Consider the following 26,703-nt stretch of genomic DNA (forward strand, 5'->3'; position numbering starts at 1 on the left):
CACGGACAGCCAGGACCTGAGCCTGAGCGGCGACGACCTGAGCCTGAGCGGGGACCCTACTGCGACCCCGATCGACCTTAGCGGGTACACCGAGACGGTGGCCGGCGCGAACGACATCACCGTGACCGACGACGGGAACGGGAACTATACGGTTGACTATGTGGACGGAGACAAGAGCTCCACCAACGAGCTGTCCGACCTGAGCCTTGACGGGAGCAACGTGCTGACGCTGAGCAACCCTGCCACGGGGGGCAACTCTGTCGACCTTAGCGGTCTATTGGACGACGACGATGTAAGCATAACCAATACAGTTACAGGTAACCGAATAGCTACAATTTCTGAACCAGGTATTACATCAGTGGATATTAATGAAACAGTGACATCATTGTCTCAGAATACAAGCACAGGTGTGATTACCTATGTTGACGAAGATGGAGGTACTCCGGCAACAGCCAATGTGGTTAGTAGTGATGCAAATAATGAGCTTTCTGTAGGAGCAGATGGAGGTGCTTCTTTTGAAATGACAAACATAGATGTGGATGGAGACGGTACAACTGAAGATACAGTTGATAGTGCCATGGCTGATATCACAAAAGTGACAGCCAAATCGGCAAGGATTTTTTATCCTCCATCCATAGCCATAGATGCTTCGACAAACGTTATAGGGGCTAATAAGGATTTATATCAGGAATATGTCAATCAATATGCACCTACAGCGCCACCTTATACCAATACTTTTGTATCAAGTACAGGGGCACCAGGAGCAATACCTACGTACAATAGGGCTGATTTGTACTACTACATTACATACTATGACGATACTATTTTTGATAATGTGAGTATCGATGCCAATGGTGTAATGACCTATGATATCATCGGACAACCAGCAGATTACAATGCCTTGATTAACGTAGTATTTGTGGTAAAATAGTAATGATTAAAGACTCATCGATTTGAATTCAACAACCCCATATAGGTCTTTACTCATTGGTTTATTCCTCCTTTTTTTGGGAGCGAACATGGCAAATGCCCAGTTTTTGCTCCAAGCACCCAATACTGGTGATGAGAACAATTACAAATGGTATGAGGCTTCGGACTTGGCTACCGTTTTAGGGACCAACTCTTTTTATGAAGCTACCCAGCCAGGTGTTTACTTTGCCACTTATGATGGTACCCTTTGTGGTTCCAATGCAACAGGTTACTTTATTTTAACAGACTGTACTGCACCCAACAATCAGGTCACCCTGGATATTTCTGCCAGTGTTCCTACAGGGGTGACAGTGAGCTGGAGCCCTGTGGTCAGTGGGGATCAAACCCGCCCCATGGTCACGAGTACCCAAACGGTAACAAGATACGTGGCAACCATTACCAAGGCCGGAAATAGTTCGGCTTTACCTAGGTTTACGGTGGTTTGTATGAGTCAGGCTGCAAATTTGGTTGATGACCTTATTGCTGTCAACGAGGATGAAAATATCGTCGTGCCTATTTTTGATAATGATTCTGACCTGCCCACAAGTGGAACGTTGTCCATCACAGGGCCGTCCAACGGTGCAGTTTCCATCGATGACAATGGAACGGCTAACGACCCATCGGACGATGTGGTGACCTATATTCCAAACCCTGATTATAATGGTACCGATAGCTTCGACTATACGATTTGTAATTCTTTTGGCGATTGTAGTACCGCAACAGTTACGGTTGATGTATTGCCTATCGTGGATACCAATGATGATTCGGTCTCTACGGATATCGATACGGATATAGTTATTTCATGGCGCGCCAATGATAATGATATTCCGACCTCAGGAACCATCACAGCGACCAATCCAACAAGCGGAAGCATCATTTTGAATGAAAATGGCACACCGAACAATCCTTCGGATGACAATATTACCTATGTTCCCAATCCAGGTTTCAACGGTACCGATTCGTTCGATTATACCGTTTGTGATTCCAATGGAAATTGTGATACAGCGACCATCACGGTAATCGTTAATGCTTCTGGAGTTGATCTGGACAGTGACGGTGATGGTATTGTGGACAGCTTTGAGGATTTGAATGCTGATGCCGATAATGATCCTGCTACTAACCCAACAGATACCGATGGAGATGGATTCCCGGATTATTTGGATATCGACAGTGACAATGATGGAATTCCGGATAACGTGGAAGCGCAATTGGCCTTGGGATATATCGCTCCAAGTTTAGTGGATGCCAACGCAAACGGACTTGATGATGCCTATGAACTCGATGGCAATATTGGACTGATTCCTGTTGATTCCGATAATGATGGTTTGCCTGATTATGTAGATCTAGATAGTGATGATGACAACGTTCCCGATGCGATTGAAGGACATGACCATGACCATGATGGTATTCCAGAAGTGACATTCATTGGTTCTGATAAGGACAATGACGGCTTGGACGATGGTTATGAAGGGGAAACGGTCATCGATATCGATGTGAACGATGAAATGGACGAGCCAAGCTTGTTCTTGCCTGATACGGATTCTGATGGCATCCCTGACTTTAGGGACTCGGATGATGATGACGATGGAATTGAAACCATTGATGAAGACCTTGATCAAGATGGCAATTACGCCAATGATGATACCGATGGTGATGGGGTGCCGAATTATCTGGATCCCGACCTTGGCGAAACAACAGTAGATGAAATTGATGTGATCAACGTGATCACTCCTAACGGCGATGGTGTACACGATGTATTGGCCATCAACGGAATAGAAAATTATCCAAACAACACAGTAAGAATTTATAACAGATGGGGTGTAATGGTCTACCAAACCAGATCCTATAACACCAGTGGCAACGTGTTCGACGGTACCTCTCAAGGTAGGGTCACTGTTGACCAAGACAACAAACTTCCCGTAGGAACGTACTTCTATGTATTGGATTACGAGGATATGGGAGGAAACATGAAACAGCTTTCGGGCTACATATACATAAACAGATAACCAAAATGATTACTGTGGAGAAAAAGATTTTGAACCGAAATATCCAATGGTTGCTCGTGTTTCTTGTGCTGGGATTGGGAAGCCTTCAGGCCCAGCAAGATGCCCAGTATACCCAGTACATGTACAATACCGTGAGCGTGAATCCGGCCTATGCAGGTTCTCGAGGGCATTTGAGCATTGCAGGGTTGTACCGTAACCAATGGTTGGGGTTGGATGGAGCACCTGAAACCCAAACCTTCAACATTCATTCCCCGATTGGGTACCGAGGTGTGGGATTGGGCGTTTCCATTGTAAATGATAAGATCGGTCCTACTTCGGAGACGTATTTTGATGTAGATTTTTCCTATACCATCCAGACTTCTTGGGAAGGAAGGTTAAGCTTCGGTTTAAAAGGGAGTGCCCACATGTTGGACATCCGCTATTCCGAATTGGATGAATTTGAAGTAGATCCTCAGTTACAATCGCAACAGGACATCCGCAATAAATTTTCACCTAACTTTGGTGCCGGGGTCTATTACCACACCGACAGGTTTTATGTGGGTCTTTCCGCTCCGAGAATATTGCAGACCACCCATTTTGATTCCTCCTCGGTATCCACGGCCAAGGAACAGATTAATCTGTATTTCATTACAGGATATGTTTGGGACCTGAACCCTTTCTTGAAGTTCAAGCCCACACTATTGACCAAAGTGGTCCAGGGGGCTCCTTTACAAGTGGATGTATCGGCTAATTTTATGTTCAACGAAAAATTCATTGGGGGATTGGCCTACAGATGGGATGCTGCCTTTAGTGGTCTTGTCGGGTTCATGCTTTCCGATCAGTTCATGGTCGGTCTGGCCTACGATAGGGAAATCACAGAACTGGGAGCTGCTACTTTTAATGACGGCTCATTTGAGATTATTCTGCGATACGATTTCCTAAGAAACATAGGCAACCTTAAATCCCCGCGCTTCTTTTAAGAAGATTTAAGAACCTGCTACCTTCTATGTCCCGTAAAGGTCATATTTTTACCACATGGAAGAGGAATATGTGATATTGGTGAATGAGTCCGATGAACCCATTGGTCTTATGCCCAAGATGGAAGCACACCAGAAAGCCCTTTTGCACAGGGCATTTTCCGTTTTTGTGATGAATGATAAAGGGGAGACCCTACTCCAGCAAAGAGCCAAGGAAAAATATCATTCCCCCTTGTTGTGGACCAACACTTGTTGCAGCCACCAAAGGGATGGGGAAAACAATATTGAGGCTGGTAAACGCAGGTTAATGGAAGAAATGGGCTTTTCCACGGAGCTGAAGGAACTCTTCTCCTTTATCTACAAAGCACCTTTTGACAACGGACTTACGGAACATGAATATGACCACGTGATGATGGGTTCCTTTTTGGGTGAGCCGAACATCAATCCCAACGAAGTGGCAGATTGGAAATGGATGCATCCAGAGGATATTAAAAGGGATATCGAGGATAATCCGGAACAGTACACTGCATGGTTCAAGATCATCTTTGAACGATTTTATGACCATCTCATGCAAAACATCCCTGCATCATGAAAGTGAAGGTAAGTAGAAAGGCCACGTTTAATGCGGCCCATAGGCTCCATCGTCCGGACTGGGATGATGCCAAGAACCAAGCCGTGTTCGGAAAATGCAACAATCCACGATTTCACGGTCATAATTATGATTTGATTGTAAGTGTTACCGGTGAAATTGATCAGGAAACCGGATTTGTGATGGATCTAAAGGTATTAAAGGAGCTGATTCAGGAACATGTGGAAGAAGCCTTGGATCATAAGAATTTAAACACGGATGTTCCCGAATTCCAAGACCTTAACCCTACGGCAGAAAACATTGCCGTGGTCATATGGAATAAATTGAGACCTCTTATCGACAGCCAAAAAGAACTAGAGGTGGTACTCTATGAAACTCCCCGAAATTTTGTAACTTATTCAGGATAATGGACTTATATCCCCTAAAATTTAAGCCTATCTTAAAGGAACGCCTTTGGGGCGGCACCAAACTAAAGGAAGTGCTTGGAAAACCCATAGAAAGTGATATCACAGGTGAAAGTTGGGAACTCTCCGGTGTGGAGGGCGATATTTCCGAAGTAGCCAATGGTCCCCTTGCGGGCACTTCACTTCAAAATTTGATGGACAACCACGGTGAGGCCCTCTTGGGAAAAAGCGTGGTAAATAGGTTTGGGGCCGAGTTTCCTATCCTGATCAAGTTCATTGATGCCAAGCAAGACCTTTCCATTCAACTACATCCCAACGATCAACTGGCTAAACAAAGGCACAATTCATTTGGAAAGACTGAAATGTGGTACATTATGGATGCCGATCCCGGAGCCAAACTCATTGTAGGTTTCAATAAGGATGTGGCCAAGGAAGAATATGTGCAAAGTTTGGAAGAAGGTTCTCTCTTGGATTTGATGAACTATGAAGAAGTGGGGGAAGGCGATACTTTTTTCATCAATACCGGAAAAATCCATGCCATTGGGGCCGGGGTACTATTGGCCGAAATCCAACAAACTTCCGATGTTACCTACAGGGTCTACGATTTTGATAGAAAGGACAAAAATGGCAATTTAAGGGAACTGCATACCAGTTTGGCCGTAGATGCCATCGATTATAAAAAGAAAGATGACTTCAAAGTAAGCTATTCCGCTCAAACCGATGTAGTGAACGAAATGGTGGATTGTCCGTATTTCAAGACCAATTTTATGGAGTTGTCACAATCCATGAAACAGGATGTTGCCGATAGGGATTCCTTTACCATCTATATGTGCGTTGGAGGGAGCGCAACCATTTCAAATGATTGGGGAAGTGCCTCCATCAATAGGGGAGAAACCATTTTGGTGCCTGCCATGAGCAGCAAGGTTGAAATAGAAACCAAAGGGGCCAAACTTTTAGAAGTGACCATTTAATTAGTACCTTTAATAAAAACACTGATATGGCAAGTATTCGCGATTTAAAGAAAGATATCAATTTTGTACTCGGAGATATTATCGAAGCCGTTTACATTTGGGAAGCAGGTGATGGTAATAAGGAATCCGAAGAAGGAACCGTGATCATTGACAAGGCCATCGATATTTTTGATGAGTTGATGGACAAGGTCAACAAAAAAGATGTGGAAGACCGAAAGGCCCACTTCAGGAGCATCCGCAACGAATTGGAAGAAAAAGCTACCGAATTGGTAGACCAATTGAACAGTTTGGCAGGCTAGTTCTTATCCAATAATTCCTTCAATATTTTCCCATATTTGGATTTCGCCACTTCTGGGCTAAGTCCTTTATAAATGGAATCCAAATATTTTGGATTGGCTTGGCTTGCTTCTGCCAACATGAGATATGGAGTGGCATAAGAATTGCCATTGTTCAATCCAAAGTTAAGGGCATACCTGTACCTTCTGATGGTGTTTAGGTCAATTAGGTTTTGAAGTGAATCCAAGGCAAGGGAATCCCCTTGGAACTGAGGCATAGAAGCCTGTTGGACCAAAGAAAGATCTTTGATGTTGAACTTGGAGGTCATGTCATAGAACTCCTCCATTTTTTCTTGGGATTTTGATCCCGTGATTTCAGCCTTGGTATCAAAAGTGTTCCACGCTGTTTTGATATTAATCTGTCCAGGCTCACCAAAAAAGGTGATTCGGTCATTGATGTCGTTGTTGTCTTTTTTGTCCAGGTAGAGATAAAAAATATCAGGATTTTCTACTTCTTCCGTAAAACTAAAATTGCCATCGCCGTTTATCTCCAAGGAATCCAGGACCACAAGGGTAGAATCTTTGGCCTGTTGCAAATACAATGTCCCTTTTTTAAGGCCTTTAATATTTCCGGTGAGGGTCATGGTATTTTCCGTGTTCTTCTCACAAGAAACAACAACCAATCCCAAAAGCATTACGAACAATATCCGTTTCATCATAAAATTTTAGCTGGGCAAATATCAATAAACTTCTGAACTTTTTAAACTTTGGAAGCCACTTCCATCAATAAAGCACATAAATAGGCCCCTGCGGTGCCTACAACATAGCCAAAAACAGCCAAAAGAATGCCTACTGAGGTCAAGGAAGGATGAAATTCTGCCGCAACGACCGGCGCCGATGCCGCTCCACCCACATTGGCCTGGCTTCCAACGGCCAGAAAAAAGAACGGCGCCTTGATCAATTTGGCCACTAAAATCAATAATAGTGCATGAATGCTTATCCAAATCAGCCCAATGGCAATGAGTCCAGGGTTTTCGAGGACTTTGCCCAAGTCCATTTTCATACCAATGGTGGCTACCAAGATATAAATGAACATACCACCAATTTTACTGGCCCCGGCCCCTTCATAGTTTTTGGCCTTCGTAAAAGACAATCCGATGCCTATCAAAGTGGCGAAGACCACCATCCATAAAAATTCGGATCCCAGGGAGGACAGTATTTTTTGGGGATTTCTGATGACCTCAAAATTATCTTGCAAAAATGCTGCAAAATGATGCCCTATGAAATGCGAAATCCCTACCCCTGCAAAGGCATAAAAAAGCATCATGATGAAATCCTTCAAAGTAGTGACCCTAGCGATTTTTTCAGTGTAGGTAGATACTTTTTGTTTGAGTTCTTCGATGGATGAAGTGTCAGCCTTTAACCATTTATCAATTTTCTGTGTCTTGCCGACTCCAAAGAGAATAACGGCCATCCACAAGTTGGCGACTACAATATCAATAAGGACCATGCCCCCATAATTTTCCTGGTTGTATTTGAAGACTTCCAACATGGCCGCTTGGTTGGCACCGCCCCCGATCCAACTTCCGGCAATGGTGGCCAAGCCACGCCAGACCGCGTCGACCCCACTGCCGCCAACGGTTTCGGGCGAAAAAATGGAAACGATCAATATGGCAATCGGTCCCCCGATAATAATGCCCGCGGTACCCGTCAAGAACATGATAAGTGCTTTGGACCCTAGGTTCATAATGGCCCTTAGGTCTATGCTCAGGGTCATTAAGATCAAGGCGGCTGGTAAAAGATACCTACTCGCCACAAAATAGGTTTGGGAGGATGATTCATCTACAATGCCTACGCTGGCCAAAATGGCGGGCAATAGGTAGCACATAAGCACGGTGGGCACAATATTGTAAAACTTTCCCCAAAACCCAGTTTTGATGGATGAAGTATAAAAAACAAAGCCAAGGCATAGGCAAAGGAGCCCAAAGATCACGGTGTCTTCGGTAAAGGGTAGTTGGTCCATATTTGTAAGCTATGGCCCCAAATATAGGAAAATCATGGGGGAGATTTGGTTCTTATGGAATACCGAAGTTTTGGATGGAATCCTTATAGCATTTCCACAATTTGAATGTTATTGCCACAGGTGTCATCAAAAACCGCAATTTTAACGGTGCCCATTTCGGTAGGTTTTATACTGAATGCAACGCCAAGATCCAAAAGACGGTCATATTCCTGTTGCGCATTTTCAACGTTGAATTGTGTGTATGGGATTCCTGCTTCAAACAATGATCTTTGATAGGTCTTTGCAGGTTCAAAATGTTTGGGGGAAGGCTCCAATAATATTTCAGGGCCGTCCTGTTCTTCCTTGCTTACCACAGTTAACCACCTGCTATCCTCGCTTAGGGGCACGTCCACTTTCTTTACAAAGCCTAGTATTTCAGTGTAGAAGGTCAAGGCTTTTTCTTGGTCCAGAACGGGTATGCTCAATACTTTTACTTTCATTGGTTATATTTTTGGATTGGATGTTCAAAAATCAAAAATCACCAATAGACCGACTTTGTGAAAATTGCTTTTTTTGAAAGTTGCTCGGCATGGATCCTGTCTTTTTTTTGAAGAGGGTACTAAAAGAACTGGGACTTTCAAACCCGACCAAATAGCACGTCTCTGAAATCGATATTCCCTTTTTTAGATAGAATTTTGATTTTTCTATTCTTTTATCAATCAGAAATTGTATTGGAGTTTGCCCATAGTACTGCTTAAAGAGCCTCAGAAGATGGTATTTTGAAGTGAACCCAACATAGGCCAAAGTATCCAGATTAAGTTCTTGGTCGAAGTGGTTCTCAATATAGTTTCGGGTCTTGAGTACCTTCTGTATTTGCCCTGTATTGGAGTAACAAACGTCCTTGATTCTATGTATTTCGCGTTGGTAAAATGTCATTTGACCATGTTGGTTTTAGTATCGTAAACAGTTTGGCCATGTTTCTAAATATGGGAAAATGGTAGGGGAGTCTGAATTAATATAAATTTTTAAATTATTTAGAAAAGATAATTATTCATTCAATTTTTTTCAAGTTTGATTAATATTTTTCCTAGTACAGAATCTTTTCGCTGAAGAATGTACTTATCTAGTTCTAGAAAAAGAGAATCTTGTAACAATCTGTAATTACCTTTGAAGGTTGCCAATCCATATTCTAATTCAATCTTTTTACTTTTTTTATCAAGTTTCCAATTTCCAATATATGTACTGTTTTGAAAACTGTTCATGTATGTACCATCATTATTGAATTGGTAATAGTCATCGCTATCTACATCTTTTATTTCGTTGCCTCTTTCACTTTCAATTGATAGAGTTTTCCATTTTCCAATCAATTGTTTTTCATCCGAATTGCAAGAAATTAGCAGAAAGTAAATCGATAAGGGAATTAAAGCTTTAGAGTAAATTCGGATTTGGACCAATGCCCTAAGATATTTACAAATAGCCAAATAAAGTCGCATCATATACTCAATATACATACAATCGGACCAATGTTATTCATTAACACAGGAAAAGTATGATCATTAACAATTTAAATCGGTTTTGAGTCAACAATTACATGAATCGCGCTAAAGCGATGATAGTTAAACTTCTAATTTTATTCCTATAAAACACTAAAACCTAGAAATCATGAGAAGTTTACTTTGGTTGGTTGCCGTAATATGTATCATCATTTGGATATTGGGCTTTTTTGGAATCGTAGCCGGAATGGCCACGGGAAGCTTGATCCACATATTATTGGTTATCGCAATTATCGCAATTTTGTATAATATCATTTCGGGACGAAAGCCACTCTAATATAGAAGCTAGATCGAAATTATAGTTATCTGCCGAAGGGCAATGATCTAAGGGAGGATAACACCTTACCACAAAAAGCAGCTACAAACAAATTGTAGCTGCTTTTCATTTATATGTTCAACCAATACGTGAACTTTAAATTGATGGATCGGTTGCGCGGCATAAAGGAGTTCACAAAATAATTGTCATTGTACACCAAGAAGAGGTCCGAAAGTGGGGCAAACCGCCACTGCAACCTCGAATTGAATCCTAAATTATCCATTTGGTTGCTGTATTGGATCAGGGTGGACCAAAACACGGATTTATTGAAGGTGATGTTTATTTTGGGACTCACCAACCAAAGATCTTCACTCTCATAGGGTTCTGGTAGTTTGATGCTGTTATAGTTCAGACCAAGGGAAATAAAAACTGTGGGCTGCAGGCGAAGGCTCAAGTCGCCTTCCATCACAAAGCGGGTACCGTTATAAAAGTCCCCATAGCCCGGTTCCAAAGAATAGGAGAACACCCTACGCCGATCACTTTGGAATTCTACCTCATAACTGGTATAGTGATAACCAATATCGGCAGGAAGTTCAATACCACCGTCAGTGCCTGTGGGGTCAAAGGTGTCTGTCAAATACGTATATCGGTTAAACAACCGTATGGCCACTTCTTCCTGACTTTTGAACTTGGCCTGCCACCCGGTATAAAAAAAGTAATCGGTGTTCTTATAATCCAAGGTGGGGCGCCAAATCATGGAAGGTCTGAACAGAAAACCATGGGTATTCAGTTTTCCCTTGCTGGGCCAAAAATTGACTTCCACATAAGGTTTGGCCACCACAATATCTTCCCTTGGGATATAGCCGAGATCTGAACGGAAATCGTTGCCAACAAAATTTCCCCTTACCCCAAAATTAAGGAAACGGCTATTGTACTGAAGGTTCACACCGCCGGATGCATCCCGATCTCCCATGTCATGGGCAAAGGATTTATGATAGTAAAACTTTCCGGTCCAGGTATTGTTGGCGGAGGCCAAATTGTAATCGAGGCCCACCACACGGTTGTACCGATCTTCTTCTTCCAAAAAATCATAATCTGCAAACGTTTGGCGGTTCACGAAGATAAAGCTGAGGTTGGATCGGGAGAACATTTTTTTCTGTAGGGCAAAAACGGTATTGTTGTTACTGGGGATGTGGTTCGCCTCATCTTTTTCTGTTTGGATGTTCAAAAGGCCCAAACGCCAATCCTCAGTAAGTTTTCCGCTCAACCGAATGCCCCCCACAATACCATTTTCAATGGTTTCGTCCTCTAGATTTTGGGCAATCCCTATCCTTCTTGAGAAAAAGGGATTGGAATCATCTTCACTCCCGAAGGAACCAAAAAGGTCGCTGTTGTCGATAAAGAACTGGCGTTTTTCGGGCAGGGAAACCTCAAATCGGGTCAGATTGGTCACCAAATTGTCCACTTCCACATTCGAAAAGTCGGGGTTAACGGTGATATCCAGATTCATTCCGTTCCCGATGGACACTTTTGCATCGCCTCCAAAGTCGAGTTTACTCAGTTTTTCATCATATTCATAATCTTTGCCCACAATGCCATTCACATAAGGAATGAGCGCCATGGGGGTTCTGGATTTCCCCAGTGGTTTCTCAAAGACCATGTCCCCCATAAAGGCCAAGCTATAAATCAACTGGTTCTGTGGAATTTTCGTCCAGGTGCTGGTCTCGTTGGTTTGCATATCGAACCGGTAACTGTTGAACCGCCACTTGGTCTCCCCTTGTTTAAATTTAAAAGAGGTCAGGGGAATGGCAATCTCGCAGATATAGTAGCCATCGTACAATTTGGTTTCGCCCTTCCATTTTACATCCCATGAGGTGGTAAAATTGCTTGGCCCTGCACCTCCGTTGGAAATCAATGCCTCCCTTCTGACGCCATAGGGGTTCATGCCGAATAGAAAAGCATTGGTGCCATCGTTAAAAGTGTCAAAAAGCAGACTGATATTATCGTTTCCTCCGGCACGATAATCCCGTTGCAGGGAAGGTATCACATAATCATTTCCTTCGGTAGCCAGTTTTATACCTATGTATAATGTAGTATTGTTATACAACATTTTAATGTCGGTCTGCTGGGCAGCCAATGTAGTATCCGAAGGAAAGTATTGATGGAAGCTATCGGCACTTTCCGCAATTTCCCAGATGGGTTCGTCCAAAATACCGTCAACGTCAATGATCTCGTCAATGTGTTTGACCGTAAAGGTCTTATTGTTCAATTGGGCAACTAATGCAATGGGAAATAGGATTGTAGCAATTACAATTCGTAGTTTTGGCATTTGTCTAGTTTAGTCGGTTTTTCAAATGTAAGGGTATAGTTAAAATATTCCCAAAAAATTAATGGGGCATTGTCCATTGGGAAAAGATTCGGAAAATTGATGATAGCTAATTCGTTTCATTGCCAATATTCATCCACTATGAAAAAAAATGTTGTATTGTTCCTTTTAGTTCCCATTTTTATGTTCGGAAACACCTTTTGGAGCAAAACAGGGCACCGTGTTACCGGACAGATTGCCCAAAACCATTTGACCGGTAAGGCTAAAAGAGCGCTGAACGATTTGTTGGACGGTCACAGTTTGGCCTTTGTTTCCACCTACGCGGATGATATCAAGGCAGATCGTGCCTATTCCAAATATTCACCTTGGCACTATGTAAACTATCCCTTGGGTATGCATTACGTGGATTCCGAGAAGAGTGAATATGGGGATATCATCACGGCCATTGAGGAATGCAAGACAAAAATTAAGGATAAAAATACGCCCAGGGAAGAGCGTGTTTTTTACCTGAAGATGTTGATTCACTTCATAGGTGATCTCCATCAGCCGATGCATGCAAGTAGGGCAGAGGATAAGGGAGGTAATGATATTCAGGTGCAATGGTTTGGCCAAGGCAGCAACTTGCACAAGGTTTGGGACCAGAACCTCATTGAATCCTATGGAATGACCTATACCGAATTGGCCCACGAATTGAACAAGGTCTCAAAGAAAGAGGTGAAAAAAATGCAGGAAGGCACTATTTACGATTGGGTCGATGAATCCCATACCATCTGTGGTGAGCTGTACGACTCTGTTAAGGTAGGCGAAAAGCTAGGGTATCAGTATGCCTATAACTATAATGACCTCCTGTTCGAACAACTTCAAAAAGGAGGTCTAAGATTGGCAAAGGTCTTGAACGACCTGTTCGATTGACCTTGGTTTATTGAAGGACCGTTTTTAACTGGTTCCTATACTCCGATGGGTTTTGCCCTGTAAATGCCTTGAACGATTTGTTGAAGTGCGAGAAATTGTTGAAACCACTGTCATAACACACTTGGGTTATGCTGATGGGCTGTTCGGCCAATAATTTGGAGGCATGCACCAATCGGTATTCGTTCACGAATTGGGTAAACGTCTTGTTGGTGATCTTTTTAAAATATCTACAGAATGATGGGACCGTCATGCTCACCATATCCGATATTTCCTCCAAACTGATATCTTCCTTGAAATTTGCCTTTACGTGGTTAAAGACAATATTGATCCGGTCATTGTCCTTTACCTCTGTTTCCAAAGAGAAGCCTTCGGCGTTCAGCACGTTCATCTCATCAGAGGTGGCCAATTGGTTCAATATATTAAGGATGGAAAGCAATCTTTGAAAATCGGTCTGGTATTCCAAGATCTCCATTTTCTCTCCTACCTTCATTTTGGTCTTTCCATAAAAGGCAATACCGCCCTTGGCCACTTCAAAAAGCTTTTGGATGTTCTTCATTTCGGGAATATTGAAAAAATCACTACCAAGAAAATCCGCTTTCATCTGTATCAAGGTCTCACTTTTGTTTCCCGTGAGCTTATCCGTAAAACCACAGTGGGGCAGGTTGGATCCAATAAGGATCAAATCCCCGTTTCTATAATAGGATACGTGGCTGCCTATCTGTCTTTTTCCCGAGCCTCCATTCACATATACCAGTTCCAGTTCCGGATGGTAATGCCAGCCATTGTTTTTGTTCTCATTGCTTTCGTTGAACTTTTGAAAAGTGAACGAGTGACCAAAACTGGGGGCTATAGCTTCAAATGCAGGTTTTTGAATCATAAGTTCCAATTTTTTATTTGGTAATGTAAAGTTAGGACGGTGTCCCCAACCAACATATCTGCAAAATTACCACAAATGTGTGTTAAATTAACATTAACGTCCAATTAACATACCCATCGTGTTAAAATTGCATATAAACTGGAAAAGATGGTGGTATTCCTGTCCTTAATTGCGCCATACATTTGTCTTGTAATCTAAAAAAAGCGAAATGTTATGAAATCAGTAGTAAAAAACCTAACAGTAGCAGCGGCCCTTTTGGTTAGTGCCATCGGGTTGGCAAATGGAACCGCAGTTGATTTTGGTAAAAAAGTGACTGCTAAATACGAAGTTGAAAAGAACTTGGTGAAAGTAAACCTTGACCCTGTATTTGTAAAGAAAGGACAAAAGATCATGATGAACCTTTTGAACATCTCTCAAGGAAAAGTACTTCTAAAAGTTTACGATTCCCAAAACAGACTTGTTTTTGACGAGGCCATCGAAGGGGATATCGTGGTTGAAAAAGCTTTCAACTTTGAAAAAGCTTATCAAGATAAATATACCGTAGTTGTAGTGGACAAATTTGGCACTTACAAAGAAACTATGGTAGTAAGATAGTTTGTTTAGTTAATTTTTATGTGCATTGGGGGCCGCGAGGCCCCCTTTTTTTATGCCCATTTTTTTAAGCTTTCCCTTTTGTTTGGTGGTAGTGCATCATTGCTAATGGCCCATTGTAACAATTCTTGGTCTTTTTCCCTGTTGAACAATAAACCATAAAACTGTTGAATGGTCAACGGGTTGGGGGATTCCTCCACCAGTTCCATAGAATCTCCGACACTGACTTCGCCTCGTTCCATTACCCGAACGTAGGTACCCGGAAATCCATGATCAATGAATTCTTTTAAAATATTCTGATTGCCAAACCGGATGCCCAATTTAAAGCAAGGCTCTCGTGGCTGGGTGATCTGCACCAAGGCCGAACCCAACTTGTAAATGTTGCCGATCTTCAATTGGGATTCGTCCAAACCTTCCACGGTAAGGTTTTCCCCAAACATGCCCCAATCCCATGGCAAGTCGGGATATTTCTTTTGCCAAAAAGGGTATTGTTCCTTTGAAAAGAGATAACAGGCCTTGAAGTGACCACCGTGCACCTTTCTGTTGGCAATGGTATCGTCGCGAACAGCTTCCGAATCCAAGAAAATGGGTCCGGGGACAGGGTATTTGAAGATTCCCGTGGTCGTTTTTTCGTTGTTCCACATGATTTCCGTGGATTGGCCTAAGTTGGTGGAGATGACTTTCATACTGCCAAGATAAAAAAACCACCGCGTTGGGCGGTGGTTCTTCATGCTGTTTTTTGGGTATTTTAATCTTCCTTTTCCAAGCGTTTGGTCATGGTAAAACCTACCAAAAGACCAACACCTGCCAAGGTAAAGATGGTTCCAGGGTAGGCCACCCCTTCTTCCACACCAAAGGAGTAGACCAGAATAGAGCCGACAAAAATGGCCACCCCGATACCGATAAGTAGAAGAGCAATGTTAAGGATGACAATTTTCCAAAAAGGAGCGGCTCCTTCTCTACGCCCCTTTACAAAGATGCTGGCTTCGGCACCTTTCTCGATCAAGGCCAACCTTTCTTTGTTACGTGTTGAAAAATAAAGGTAGGCGATGGCAAAAATGACCCCAAAAATTACTGGTAAAATGATTACTTCAGATCCCATGACAATTCGTTTTTATGATTATTTATATTTTTTGTTCATAGCCTATGACGACGCTTTTTTGATCCAGGTTACATAATTTTATAAAAAAATGAAAAGGGTGTAACCTAAAAGGTACATTTGGCGTCCAATGTACAATGCTGACCAACAAGGAAAAAGAACTGATCGAGGAAATTCGCCGTGGCAATGCCAGGGCCTTCACCGATTTGGTGGAAAGGTACAAGGATTTGGTGTTTACCCTGTCCTTGAGGTTATTGGGCAATAGGGAAGAGGCCGAGGAGGTTTCGCAGGATGCCTTTATAAAAATATATAAATCATTGGCTACCTTTAAGGGGGATTCCAAAGTATCGACCTGGATCTATAGGATTGCGTACAACACGGCCTTGGACCGGATCAAAAAGAATAAAAGGGCCCATGACCATGTTGAAATTGACCAAGTGAGGAAAATGGGCTTGGCCGATATGGACGATGCCCTGGATAAAATGGTTCAGGAAGAAAAAAGGCAATTGATCGACCAATGTTTGGCCAAATTGCCGACCGAGGATGCAGGAATCATTACCTTGTTCTATTTTGAAGAAAAAAACCTTTTGGAAATGGAGAAAATTTTGAACGTCTCCGCCAATACGATAAAAGTGAAGTTGTTCAGGGCTAGAAAAAAACTGGCCGGTATCATGGAAACCAGTTTAGAACGTGAAATACTTGAAAGCAATGGATAAGCACGAAGAAAAAAAATTGGAGGAGTTTGTGGACCGCATCATGGCCGATGCCCCATTGGAATCCCCATCGGTGGATTTTACCAAAAATCTGATGCAGAAGATTGAGGTGCAATCCCATCAAGAGGCCTTTCAATATAAACCCATTATGTCCAGATCCGTTTTGGTGGGACTATTTGTGGCTTTCTCGGTTTTGATGGGCTATGTCATCTCTCAATATGGTTTGGGCGATGGAACCGGCTGGTTCGATAAGATAACCTGGGAGCCCAATTTTAAACCGCTTTGGGGTTGGTTGGAAAACTATACTTCTTCCAAAGTATGGGTATATGCGGTACTGCTATTCGGATTCCTATTTTTTGTACAGGTACCTTGGCTCAAAAAGCACATGGATCGGACAGCTTTGTTAAAGTGAGGCGTAGGAATAGGCCCAATACATCAATACAAATTGAAGGGGAATCCTGAGGACCAACACCCATTTGGGCAGTCCCATGGCGGCTTTTTTATTTGATAGCATATAAAAATGAACAGGAAGAAAGGCAGCAAGCATTAAAAGGATGCCAAAACTTGACAACCTTCGAGTGGCATCAAAACATAAGGCAATGCCCAAAACAATTTCTGCCACCCCACTTAGGTAGACCAAAAATTTAGAGTAGGGAAGGTAATCGGGTATGATTCGGTGATACATTTTCGGTCTTACAAAATGCATAAGGCCTGCAAGTACATATAAGCCGGCCATTACGTAGAGGTGCCATGGAGCCATACATTAATCTTTGAAATTCCAAAAAGGGATGGCCGCTTCGGTAACGGTGACCACGGACCCTTTTTCCTTCCGCTTCCGTTTTAACCTTAGGATGTGTTTTCCTTCCTCTATATCGGAAATTTTAAGGAAAGTCTCAAAACCGAGAAGGTCGTTCATTCCAGTCGTCAATATAAAATCTTCGTCCCTATTTAACGTATCAACCTGAAAAGAATACATTTCGTTAAATGTTTTAAGGTACACTTTACGAATACTGTCCTTTTGGCTTAGGCTCGTGATCTCATCGCTCCAATTGGTATTTATGTTGATGCCGGAGGTAAGTCCACGACGGTCTTTTTTGGGTCTTAGCGAATCGTTGTACAAAAAGATGCGTTCCTCCAAATGTTCGGAAAAAGGAATGAAAACATTTAAATAAGATGTAGTGATCACTTTGGAGGGAATGACCACATCACCCGGAAAATCACCATCCTCGATCAACATGTCCAAATAATTTTTCTTGTTCGCAAAAACACTGGAAGAATTCAAATCCTTTTCCAAATAGTTGGAATGGCGGTATTCCAAACTTGTGATGATCAGGATGACGAGGTAAATGGGTGCAAGCAACAAAATCAGCCTTTTTCCAAATTTGTTGTCCAAGAAATTATATACCAAAGGTCTATAAAGAAAGGAAAGGGTCAAAAAACTGAAGACCCAATACACTGGAAAGTAAAATTTGGCCACCCATTTGTTCCTTTTGAGCAATCCTTGGGTCAAGAAATCGATAAAGGTGAGCAACATCCCAAATACAATGAACAGCATCAGAATAGTTCCCAAAATACTGCCCAACCGTTCGGGTAACCAATCTCCTTCAATAATAAAACTGCCTACCAATACCATGGAAATGATAACAGTGGTCATGGCCAGAACATAGAAAATCAACAAAAAGGAAATGGCGAAAAGGACACTGCAATAATTTTCCAGATTGGCGATATACCGGTCAAAGGACACAATGCGCTTTTTGAGATAATTGGTAAACCGCTGGGCGTAATTGAGTTTTTCAAACTCGATATCCCCTGAAACGTATCGAAGTCCTAAGGCCCCAATCCACAGTCCCCTCAAGATTACATGGAGTAATAAGTTGAACAATAGGATGGAAGAAGCAATGTGGAGAATGAAATAGGCTACAAAGCGATAAATGTGCTGCTCATTCTCGGCATTCACCATTTCCAGACGCAATGGCTCATAAGCAGTAAACAGCCCGAATATGGCAAAACCCGAAATGATGAGTTCCAGTTCCCAGCTTTGTTGCTGTAGGGAATCCAATAGTTTTTTAAAGGATGGACTGTTGTAATCGTTGTTGCCCACGGTCTGGTCGATTGATGCAACAAGATAAACATTAAAAAGAAAAACCGCTCAAAATGAGCGGTTTTGTGCATCATATTAATAATCAGATTCTTATTTGATCATTTCATAACTGCGAGCGATGAACTTGGTGAGTTCTTCACCTTTCAAAAGTCCTTTGGACAAACGTGCCAAATCCAAGGATTGGTTGATCAACCGTTCCCGTTTTTTGGCGGTCTTGGTGTTCAAGATCTCACCTACCAGTTCGTGGTTGGTGTTCACGATCAGATTGTACATATCGGGCATGTTGCCCATACCGAACATACCGCCACCGGTACGTTGCATTTCCTTCATTCGGCGCATAAATTCAGGTTCCGTGATGATGAACGGTGAAGCCTGACTGTCCATGGCTTCCAATTGAATGGTGTAGCCCTTGCTGGAGATGACTTCTTCCAATTCGGTCTTCAACTGCTCCTTTTCCTCGTCCGAAAGTTTGGAAATGGCAGTGTCTTCTTTTTTGATGAGGTTGTCGATATGGTCCGCATCAACCCGTACAAAGGACAGTTTTTCCTTTGTGGTCTCCAGTTTTTGGAGCAAGTGCGGTACAATGGGCGAATCCATCAATAATACCTCATAACCTTTGGCTTGGGCAGTTTCAATATAGCTGTGCTGTGCCTCCGTATCCGAAGCATAAAGGACCACCAACTTTTCATCCTTGTCGGTCTGGTTGTCCTTGATCTTGGCCTCCAACTCTTCAAAAGTGTAGTATTTGCCATCCACAGTGGGGTATAAAGCAAAACTTTCCGCTTTTTCAAAGAATTTTTCTTCGGAAAGCATTCCGTATTCAATGACCACCTTGATGTCGTTCCACTTCTGCTCAAAATCTTCACGGTTGTTTTTGAAAAGGGAACTCAACTTGTCCGCCACCTTTCTGGTGATGTAGGAAGAAATTTTCTTTACCGCACCATCAGCCTGAAGGTAAGAACGCGAAACGTTCAACGGAATATCGGGAGAATCGATGACACCGCGCAGCATGGTCAAAAACTCCGGTACGATCCCTTCCACATTATCCGTGACGAACACTTGGTTTTGGTATAGTTGGATACGGTCTTTTTGAATGTTGAGGTCGTTGGTCAACTTGGGGAAATATAAAATTCCCGTCAGGTTGAATGGATAGTCCACATTCAAATGGATATGGAACAAAGGTTCCTCAAACTGCATGGGATATAGTTCCCTGTAGAAGCTTTTATAATCCTCATCGGTCAAATCCGTGGGCTGCTTGGTCCACGCTGGATTGGGATTGTTGATGATGTTGTCTACCACTTGGGTTGGTGCCGGTTCATCTTCCTTGGCTCCTTCCGGTTTGGGCAAGGTTTCGGTCTTGGTCCCGAACTTGATGGGAATGGGCATGAACTTGTTGTACTTGACCAAAAGGCCACGGATTTTGGAATCGTCCAAAAATTCGGTGGAATCCTCGGCCACATGAAGGATGATTTCGGTACCCCGTTCTTTTTTATCGCTAGTTTCGATGCTGAATTCAGGTGAACCATCACAGGTCCAATGTACCGCTGGGGCATCTTGATAACTCTTGGAAATGATCTCTACCTTTTCGGCCACCATAAAGGCGGAGTAAAAACCAAGACCAAAGTGACCAATGATCCCAGCTTCCTTACCGGCGTCCTTGTATTTGTCCAAAAACTCTTCGGCGCCTGAAAAGGCCACTTCGTTAATGTATTTTTTGACCTCTTCCTCGGTCATCCCGATGCCTTGGTCAATAATATGGATGCGTTTGTTGTCCTTGTCTACCTTCACCTCAATGATGGGGTTGCCATATTCCACTTTGGCTTCGCCAATAGAGGTAAGGTGTTTTAGTTTCAAGGTCGCATCCGTAGCGTTGGAAATAAGCTCCCTCAAGAAAATTTCATGGTCGCTGTACAGAAATTTTTTGATTAAAGGGAAAATGTTCTCTACTGAAACATTGATTTTACCTGTTGCCATCGTTTTGTTTTTTCTTTTATCTATACCGCATTGGACAAAAAAAATACCAGAGTGGCAAATATGACAAACTGACATTTGAAACCGTCATTTTTTACTGTCGGACAATTTTAACAAAATTTTGTTTATTCTTTTTTTGTAAAAATTAAACAAAATATCGTATCTTTAGACTGTTATAGGAAAAAATTGCTGTGAAGAAGTATTATGCTATAACAAGTTTGTTTATTTATTGGTTAGGTTGTGGAAAATGCACTTTCGCTCGGAGGTGCATTTTCTTTATTCGATTGCCACAGGTTGACCAATGATTGTTTCACCCTTAAGAATGAACACAATGGCAACATCAGTAAAAACCAGCATCACCGAGGAAAAGATTATCACATGGTACATGGATTCTGTTCTGGAAAATGGAAAGGTACCCGAATCTGTTTATAAGTTTTGCAAGGCAAACAAAATAGGGGAGGACACTTTTTACGGATTTTTTGGATCCTTCGAGTCCATACAACAAAGGATTTGGCACAAGTTTTTTGACAATACCACGGCTTTGCTGAACAAGAACAAGGATTACGCTACCATGTCCAATGAGGATAAAATGTTGACCTTTTTCTTCACTTTTTTTGAAAACCTGACCTTGAACCGCAGTTACGTGCTGTTTGCGCTCAAGGAACACCGGAATGCATTCGAAGGATTGGCCCAACTGAAGGGCTTACGGAAATCCTTCAAGGAATTTGCTACGGAATTGGTTCATATCAGAAATGAGGAAAAGAACCTTAAAATCTTAAAATATAATGAGCCGCTGTTTTCCGAAGGGGCTTGGCTACAGTTTTTGTTCCTGTTGAAATTTTGGATGGAAGACAGTTCGCCAGGGTTCGAAAAAACTGACATTGCGATTGAGAAATCCGTAACCACGATCTTTCAGATTTTTGAGAATACCCCTTTGGAAAAGATTATTGACTTTGGGAAATTTCTGTACAAAGAAAAGTTTGTGTAGTACCGTATGAAAACATTGGACAAAATACCCACCGGAAAAATTGAACGGGCAGGAAAATTGGTGACTACTGGAGTGAAGATCGGCGGAAATTATGTGAAGTATTATGGTAAAAAACTCGTAAATCCGGATACTTCCAAAGAAGAGCTGGACCATGACAATGCAGAGGATATTTATGATGGCCTGAAAAGTTTAAAAGGCAGTGCCCTTAAGGTTGCCCAAATGTTGAGTATGGAAAAAAACCTACTGCCCAGGGCCTATGTTGAAAAATTTTCCCTTTCTCAATTTTCGGTACCGCCTTTGTCCGCTCCTCTGGTTCGCAAAACGTTTAAGAAATACCTTGGCCAATACCCCGAAGACATTTTTGATCATTTTGAGAAGGATTCGGTAAATGCGGCAAGTATTGGTCAGGTACATCGTGCCAGCAAAAACGGAAAGGATTTGGCGGTTAAGATCCAATATCCTGGTGTGGCGGACAGCATCAGCAGCGATCTGGCCTTGGTAAAACCTGTGGCCATTAAAATGTTCAACCTAAAGGGAAAGGACTCCGAGAAGTATTTCAAGGAAGTGGAACATAAGTTGATCGAGGAGACCAACTACATTCTGGAATTGGAACAGAGCAGGGAAATTACTGAGGCTTGTGCCGTAATCCCCGGTATGGAATTCCCAAAATACTATCCCGAACTTTCTAGTGAACGTATCCTCACCATGGATTGGATGAACGGGCTACATTTGAGTGAATTCACCAAAACCGCTTTTGATGTACATCTTGGTAATCGATTGGGGCAGGCGCTATGGGATTTTTATATGTTCCAGATCCATCATTTAAGAAAAGTGCATGCCGACCCACATCCGGGTAATTTCTTGGTCAGTGACAATGGCAGTCTGATTGCCATAGATTTTGGCTGCATCAAGGCCATACCCGATGAATTCTATGTTCCGTATTTTGAATTGGTCAACTTGGAAAACCTTGATAATGATGCCATCTTCATGGAAAAGCTCTATCAATTGGAAATCCTGACCCCAATGGATAGTACAGAGGAACTGGAATTTTTCAAGGCGCTGTTCAAGGAAATGCTCAGTATCTTCACTTCTCCCTTCAACAAAGAGGAGTTCGATTTCGGGGATGCGGGCTTTTGGTCCAAGATTGCCGAATTGAGTGAACGTTATTCCAAGGACGAGCAGATTCGGAAGATGAACGGAAATCGAGGCTCCAAACATTTTCTGTATATGAACCGCACTTTTTTTGGACTTTACAATCTGCTACACGATCTTGGGGCCAAGGTCAAAGTGAACCATTTTAAAAAGTACATGGTCTAATTTTGTTAATATATATCCAGTTCTTTGGATATATTTTTTACTTTTCCATTATTTAGCCTATACTTTTTTTAAAAATTTCTATTTAAGCACTTCGTAATGTACAACTCAAGAATATCAGGATTAGGATTTTATGTACCCGAACATGTGGTGACCAATGACGATTTGTCCAAGATGATGGACACGAATGATGAATGGATTCAGGAACGCACCGGTATCAAGGAAAGACGCCATGTGGTGAAAGGGGAGGACACTACGACCTCCATGGGAGTGAAAGCCGCTGAAAAAGCCATTGAACGTGCCGGTATTGACAAGGATGAAATTGATTTTATCGTGTTTGCTACCCTCAGCCCGGATTATTATTTTCCAGGACCAGGTGTTTTGGTACAACGCGATCTTGGCTTGCGTACTGTTGGGGCCCTCGATATTCGTAACCAATGTTCGGGGTTTGTGTATGGTATTTCGGTAGCCGATCAATACATAAAAAGTGGCATGTACAAGAATGTGCTCGTCATCGGATCTGAACTGCATTCGCATGGATTGGATATGACCACGAGGGGCCGGGGTGTTTCGGTCATTTTTGGTGATGGGGCCGGGGCCGCTGTTTTAACAAGGGAGGAAAATCTTTCCAAAGGAATCCTCTCTACCCACCTGCATTCCGAAGGCCAACATGCCGAAGAACTTTCTTTGATTGCACCAGGGATGGGCAAAAGATGGGTGACGGATATCATTGCCGATGCCGATCCGGAGGATACTTCCTATTTTCCATATATGAACGGTCAGTTTGTGTTCAAGAATGCAGTGGTCCGTTTTAGTGAAGTGATTATGGAAGGCCTGCAAAAGAACAACCTTACCCCACAGGATATCGATATGTTGATTCCGCACCAAGCCAATTTGAGGATTTCCCAGTTCATCCAGAACAAATTCCGATTGTCCGATGACCAAGTGTTCAACAATATCATGAAATATGGCAACACCACGGCCGCTTCCATCCCGATCGCCTTAACGGAAGCTTGGGAAGAAGGCAAGGTCAAAGAAGGGGATTTGGTCGTTTTGGCCGCTTTTGGTAGTGGATTTACCTGGGGCAGTGTTATTATCAGGTGGTAGTATCAGATTATAAAATATGTATAAATGAAAACCCCGATCTTTTAGGATCGGGGTTTTTTATTGAGGCCCTTGAAAGACTAACCAACCAACACTCTGACTAGGACCATCAAATTATTGTTATAGGATGCCGCCGCCACCTTGCTTGGTGTTGTCGTCCCTTCGCTTGCGCTGGTTGGCCCTGTTCTTACCGCTTCCAAAGCGATAGGAAAGTCCTACATACACATTGTTGCTTTCCCAGTTGAAGGCACCTTCCTGTGCATAGGGGTAATCCCCTTCAAAGGCAAAACGCATGGTGTTGAAAATATCATTGTAATTGAAACTGATGGTGCCTTTGCCATCATCAAAACTGTAGCGGGCGCCCAAGTTCACAAAGTACATGGGGTTGGCATCAAATTGGATGCTTTTGTTTCTGCCCCTGTAAAAACCAAAAGCTTGCAGGGTCAATTTTTTGGTTACGGTGAAACTGTTGTTCATCCTCAGGTTCCAGGCCGTGTTGTCCACTTCCACTTGTTCCGTAATGATATCATCCTCCGTGGCATCGGGATCGGTAGTGTCCAATGTTTCCGAAAAGCCTCTTTGGGTTTGGGAGTACATATCAAAACTACCGTTAATATTCCACCATTTTAAAGGCCTGTAATTTCCAGAAACCTCTACACCATAGGCTGATGTTTTATCAAAGTTGTCATAGGTAAGGATGGTCTTGTTCAGATCCAAACGATCCACATAAAGTGCCCTGTTGATCTCATCCGTAATGCTGCGATAGAATACTCCCGAGGTAATGCTACCGTTTTTGAGCCTTCGGGTATAGTTCAGTTCATAGGAACTGGTAAACTGGGGCACCAAGTTTGGGTTACCGAAAGAGGAGATCAACGGTGTGGCAAATTCCCTGATGGGGTTTACCTGGTCCAAACCGGGTCGATCCACCCGTCTGCTATAACTTACCTGTAATTGGTCTTTTTCATTTGGACTGTAGGTGACAAATGCCGAAGGGTACAGCTGCGTGTACTTATCGGTAAAGGCACGTACCGCATTGGTGTCCGCTTTTACCTCTACATCCTCGATTCGTATGCCCATTTGATAAGACCATTTTTTATAGGTCTGTCCAAAAGTGGCATAAGCGGAATAAATGTCCATAGCGTAAATAAACTTGGTGGAAGGCGTGGGAACCAAATTCCCTTGTGAGTTGAAGGATTGTCCAGTTGATGAATAATCCACTTTCGACTCAAAATTCCTTGACTGCAACCCAAGCTCCAGTTTAGAAATGCTGTCCAACGGGTTCACATAGTCTAAGTTGGCTGTGGTTTGGGTACGTTTGGTGTCCACAAAATCCTTGTAATTTGGATAAACAACGGCACCAACCGATCTAAAATCGGCATCCTGGCCACTGTCGAACAGGTTGTGGTCCACTTCCAGCTCAATGTTATGGCCTTCCTTGCCAAAATCAAGTTTATAATCAAAGTTGTATTGCTCGCTGGTATTGTCGGAAAGGTCATCGAAATATTGGGTCAGGTTCCTGGAAGGATCTTCAAAGTAGTTGATCGCTACGGTTCCATATCCCTTTCCATCATAAATGTTCTGATTGGTAAAGAAGGAGATGGTATTCTTTTCGTTCAGGTAAAAATCAACCCCTAATTTGTATAAGTGCGATTTGTTGTTGTTGAGGAAGTCGAACTTTTGGCGTGAATTTTCGTCCACTCTCAAAATGCTTCCATCGTTTACCCATTTGCCGATGTTGTTGCCATAATTTCCGTAGAAATTGAATTTGCCGTTACGGTAGTTCAAATCAATGGAACTGTTGAATTTGGCCTCAATACCTTTGGTAAGGCCCATACTTACGTTTCCGTTGAACCCGATGTTGGCATTTTTGTGCAATATAATGTTGATGATACCACTCATGCCTTCCGGATTGTACTTGGCAGAGGGGTTGGTGATTAATTCTATAGATTTAATGGAGGTGGAGGGAATCTGTTTCAACAACTGTGCAACCGGCACGTTCGAAAGCTTACCATCTACCATCACACGAACATTCGAATTTCCCCTTAACGTGATGTCCCCAGTCTGGGCATCCACATTTACAGAGGGAATGTTGTTCATGATGTCAGATGCGGAGGCACCGGCGGTGGTCAGGTCTTTGCCCACGTTGATCACTTTTCTGTCCACCCGTTGTTCAATGGTCGTTTTTTCGGCAACCACCTCGACCCCTTCCAGGTTTTGGGTCTCTTCCTCCAAGGTGATGGTACCTAGGTTTATATTCCTTTTGTCCTTGGAGATGACCAGTTTTTGGGAATATGTCTTGTATCCGATAAACTGAACTTCAAAAATGAAATTGCCATCAGGCAGTTTTTTGATGTCAAAAGTTCCGTCCTCCATAGTAATGCCCCCGGTAACGGTTTGGGAACCATCTTCCGATTTAATGACCACAGCAGCATAGGCCACGGGTTGTTTCATGGTATTGTCCACCACCGTTCCCGAAATGGAGCCTAAGGCATCATCTGGATCATTGGCGTTGGAATGTGATGGGAATAGAGCGCACAGAAAGAGTGCGAAAAGTAAGGTCAACTTTTTCATGAGTTGTTCGTTTTTTGATTGATGAATTCGATTGATTGATGATATAGTTAAGACGCCACTGGCCGCGGAATGTTACAGCTTCACCTCAATTTAACATTCTTTAACATTATCAAAAAGGATAATAGCCTGACTGTAAGGTTGTCATTCAAAAAAAG

The 26,703-nt window shown here is 42.6% G+C and carries 28 protein-coding genes; 15 read left to right on the forward strand and 13 right to left on the reverse strand.

What is annotated here, in order from left to right; translation table 11 throughout:
- The 7 genes from D2V05_RS19605 to D2V05_RS00340 all read left to right on the forward strand — a co-directional run.
- A partial coding sequence (locus tag D2V05_RS19605; protein ID WP_119645582.1) for a hypothetical protein occupies nt 1–931 on the forward strand: 931 nt, incomplete at its 5' end.
- Between the two features lie 88 nt (nt 932–1,019).
- Nucleotides 1,020–2,975, forward strand: coding sequence for a T9SS type B sorting domain-containing protein (locus tag D2V05_RS00315; protein ID WP_183114755.1), 1,956 nt, complete (start codon nt 1,020–1,022; stop codon nt 2,973–2,975).
- A gap of 5 nt (nt 2,976–2,980) precedes the next feature.
- A complete protein-coding gene (locus D2V05_RS00320; protein WP_119645588.1) occupies nt 2,981–3,934 on the forward strand; it encodes a PorP/SprF family type IX secretion system membrane protein in 954 nt (317 codons plus the stop codon).
- Between the two features lie 55 nt (nt 3,935–3,989).
- The gene (gene idi, locus D2V05_RS00325; RefSeq protein ID WP_119645589.1) at nt 3,990–4,523 is read left to right on the forward strand and encodes an isopentenyl-diphosphate Delta-isomerase; all 534 of its coding nucleotides are present in this window, start codon (nt 3,990–3,992) and stop codon (nt 4,521–4,523) included.
- Nucleotides 4,520–4,927 (forward strand): 6-pyruvoyl trahydropterin synthase family protein, encoded by a 408-nt coding sequence (locus tag D2V05_RS00330; RefSeq protein WP_119645590.1) that lies wholly within the window; start codon nt 4,520–4,522, stop codon nt 4,925–4,927. The genes idi and D2V05_RS00330 overlap by 4 nt, the downstream gene beginning before the upstream one ends.
- Entirely contained in the window at nt 4,927–5,895 is a 969-nt protein-coding gene (locus D2V05_RS00335) for a type I phosphomannose isomerase catalytic subunit (RefSeq protein ID WP_119645591.1), read from the forward strand. Before D2V05_RS00330 ends, D2V05_RS00335 begins: the two co-directional genes overlap by 1 nt.
- A gap of 26 nt (nt 5,896–5,921) precedes the next feature.
- Nucleotides 5,922–6,194, forward strand: a complete 273-nt coding sequence (locus D2V05_RS00340; RefSeq protein ID WP_119645592.1) for a hypothetical protein — start codon at nt 5,922–5,924, stop codon at nt 6,192–6,194.
- On the opposite strand, the gene D2V05_RS00345 is transcribed toward D2V05_RS00340, so the two are convergent.
- From D2V05_RS00345 to D2V05_RS00365, 5 genes are all read right to left on the reverse strand, one after another.
- Nucleotides 6,191–6,889, reverse strand: a complete 699-nt coding sequence (locus tag D2V05_RS00345) for a DUF4369 domain-containing protein (RefSeq protein ID WP_119645593.1) — start codon at nt 6,887–6,889, stop codon at nt 6,191–6,193. The two genes, D2V05_RS00340 and D2V05_RS00345, sit on opposite strands and share 4 nt — an antisense overlap.
- 41 nt (nt 6,890–6,930) lie before the next feature.
- Nucleotides 6,931–8,193 (reverse strand): DUF819 family protein, encoded by a 1,263-nt coding sequence (locus D2V05_RS00350; protein WP_119645596.1) that lies wholly within the window; start codon nt 8,191–8,193, stop codon nt 6,931–6,933.
- A gap of 83 nt (nt 8,194–8,276) precedes the next feature.
- Complete coding sequence (locus D2V05_RS00355; RefSeq protein WP_119645598.1) at nt 8,277–8,672, reverse strand: VOC family protein; 396 nt, start codon at nt 8,670–8,672, stop codon at nt 8,277–8,279.
- Nucleotides 8,673–8,703: 31 nt separating this feature from the next.
- Nucleotides 8,704–9,108, reverse strand: coding sequence for a helix-turn-helix domain-containing protein (locus D2V05_RS19970; protein ID WP_119645600.1), 405 nt, complete (start codon nt 9,106–9,108; stop codon nt 8,704–8,706).
- A gap of 119 nt (nt 9,109–9,227) precedes the next feature.
- The gene (locus tag D2V05_RS00365; protein ID WP_147378198.1) at nt 9,228–9,668 is read right to left on the reverse strand and encodes a lipocalin-like domain-containing protein; all 441 of its coding nucleotides are present in this window, start codon (nt 9,666–9,668) and stop codon (nt 9,228–9,230) included.
- A gap of 166 nt (nt 9,669–9,834) precedes the next feature.
- On the opposite strand from D2V05_RS00365, the gene D2V05_RS00370 reads away from it, so the two are divergent.
- Entirely contained in the window at nt 9,835–10,002 is a 168-nt protein-coding gene (locus D2V05_RS00370; protein WP_119645604.1) for a lmo0937 family membrane protein, read from the forward strand.
- A gap of 109 nt (nt 10,003–10,111) precedes the next feature.
- On the opposite strand, the gene D2V05_RS00375 is transcribed toward D2V05_RS00370, so the two are convergent.
- Nucleotides 10,112–12,310: a DUF5916 domain-containing protein gene (locus D2V05_RS00375; RefSeq protein WP_119645606.1), complete on the reverse strand. Its 2,199-nt coding sequence runs from the start codon at nt 12,308–12,310 to the stop codon at nt 10,112–10,114.
- 138 nt (nt 12,311–12,448) lie between these two features.
- Here D2V05_RS00375 and D2V05_RS00380 point away from each other — a divergent pair, with 138 nt between their 5' ends.
- Nucleotides 12,449–13,219 (forward strand): S1/P1 nuclease, encoded by a 771-nt coding sequence (locus D2V05_RS00380; protein ID WP_119645608.1) that lies wholly within the window; start codon nt 12,449–12,451, stop codon nt 13,217–13,219.
- Nucleotides 13,220–13,226: 7 nt separating this feature from the next.
- On the opposite strand, the gene D2V05_RS00385 is transcribed toward D2V05_RS00380, so the two are convergent.
- Complete coding sequence (locus D2V05_RS00385) at nt 13,227–14,096, reverse strand: AraC family transcriptional regulator (protein ID WP_119642068.1); 870 nt, start codon at nt 14,094–14,096, stop codon at nt 13,227–13,229.
- A 213-nt stretch (nt 14,097–14,309) separates the two neighbouring features.
- Between D2V05_RS00385 and D2V05_RS00390 the strand changes: the two genes are divergently transcribed.
- Nucleotides 14,310–14,690, forward strand: coding sequence for a hypothetical protein (locus D2V05_RS00390; RefSeq protein WP_119642069.1), 381 nt, complete (start codon nt 14,310–14,312; stop codon nt 14,688–14,690).
- A gap of 50 nt (nt 14,691–14,740) precedes the next feature.
- Here the strand turns inward: D2V05_RS00390 and D2V05_RS00395 are convergent, their stop codons facing one another.
- Nucleotides 14,741–15,373: an MOSC domain-containing protein gene (locus D2V05_RS00395; RefSeq protein WP_119645611.1), complete on the reverse strand. Its 633-nt coding sequence runs from the start codon at nt 15,371–15,373 to the stop codon at nt 14,741–14,743.
- 62 nt (nt 15,374–15,435) lie between these two features.
- Entirely contained in the window at nt 15,436–15,789 is a 354-nt protein-coding gene (locus D2V05_RS00400; protein WP_119642071.1) for a DUF6249 domain-containing protein, read from the reverse strand.
- A gap of 134 nt (nt 15,790–15,923) precedes the next feature.
- Here D2V05_RS00400 and D2V05_RS00405 point away from each other — a divergent pair, with 134 nt between their 5' ends.
- Nucleotides 15,924–16,502, forward strand: coding sequence for an RNA polymerase sigma factor (locus tag D2V05_RS00405; protein WP_119645614.1), 579 nt, complete (start codon nt 15,924–15,926; stop codon nt 16,500–16,502).
- Nucleotides 16,495–16,911 (forward strand): hypothetical protein, encoded by a 417-nt coding sequence (locus D2V05_RS00410; protein WP_119645616.1) that lies wholly within the window; start codon nt 16,495–16,497, stop codon nt 16,909–16,911. Before D2V05_RS00405 ends, D2V05_RS00410 begins: the two co-directional genes overlap by 8 nt.
- Here D2V05_RS00410 and D2V05_RS00415 read toward each other — a convergent pair.
- From D2V05_RS00415 to htpG, 3 genes are all read right to left on the reverse strand, one after another.
- The gene (locus D2V05_RS00415; RefSeq protein WP_119645619.1) at nt 16,903–17,259 is read right to left on the reverse strand and encodes a DoxX family protein; all 357 of its coding nucleotides are present in this window, start codon (nt 17,257–17,259) and stop codon (nt 16,903–16,905) included. The two genes, D2V05_RS00410 and D2V05_RS00415, sit on opposite strands and share 9 nt — an antisense overlap.
- Before the next feature lie 3 nt (nt 17,260–17,262).
- Nucleotides 17,263–18,600, reverse strand: a complete 1,338-nt coding sequence (locus D2V05_RS00420; RefSeq protein ID WP_119645621.1) for a hypothetical protein — start codon at nt 18,598–18,600, stop codon at nt 17,263–17,265.
- 90 nt (nt 18,601–18,690) lie between these two features.
- The gene (htpG, locus tag D2V05_RS00425) at nt 18,691–20,574 is read right to left on the reverse strand and encodes a molecular chaperone HtpG (protein ID WP_119645624.1); all 1,884 of its coding nucleotides are present in this window, start codon (nt 20,572–20,574) and stop codon (nt 18,691–18,693) included.
- Between the two features lie 328 nt (nt 20,575–20,902).
- On the opposite strand from htpG, the gene D2V05_RS00430 reads away from it, so the two are divergent.
- From D2V05_RS00430 to D2V05_RS00440, 3 genes are all read left to right on the forward strand, one after another.
- A complete protein-coding gene (locus D2V05_RS00430; protein WP_119645740.1) occupies nt 20,903–21,559 on the forward strand; it encodes a TetR family transcriptional regulator C-terminal domain-containing protein in 657 nt (218 codons plus the stop codon).
- A gap of 6 nt (nt 21,560–21,565) precedes the next feature.
- On the forward strand, nt 21,566–22,876 hold the full coding sequence (locus tag D2V05_RS00435) for an ABC1 kinase family protein (RefSeq protein WP_119645626.1): 1,311 nt from the start codon (nt 21,566–21,568) through the stop codon (nt 22,874–22,876).
- Nucleotides 22,877–22,972: 96 nt separating this feature from the next.
- Nucleotides 22,973–23,980, forward strand: a complete 1,008-nt coding sequence (locus D2V05_RS00440; protein WP_119645629.1) for a 3-oxoacyl-ACP synthase III family protein — start codon at nt 22,973–22,975, stop codon at nt 23,978–23,980.
- Between the two features lie 117 nt (nt 23,981–24,097).
- Here D2V05_RS00440 and D2V05_RS00445 read toward each other — a convergent pair whose 3' ends face one another.
- On the reverse strand, nt 24,098–26,548 hold the full coding sequence (locus D2V05_RS00445) for a TonB-dependent receptor (protein WP_119645631.1): 2,451 nt from the start codon (nt 26,546–26,548) through the stop codon (nt 24,098–24,100).
- Nucleotides 26,549–26,703 lie beyond the last annotated feature (155 nt).

It is taken from the genome of Flagellimonas pelagia (genome assembly GCF_003584135.1).
GTDB classification, from domain to species: domain Bacteria; phylum Bacteroidota; class Bacteroidia; order Flavobacteriales; family Flavobacteriaceae; genus Flagellimonas; species Flagellimonas pelagia.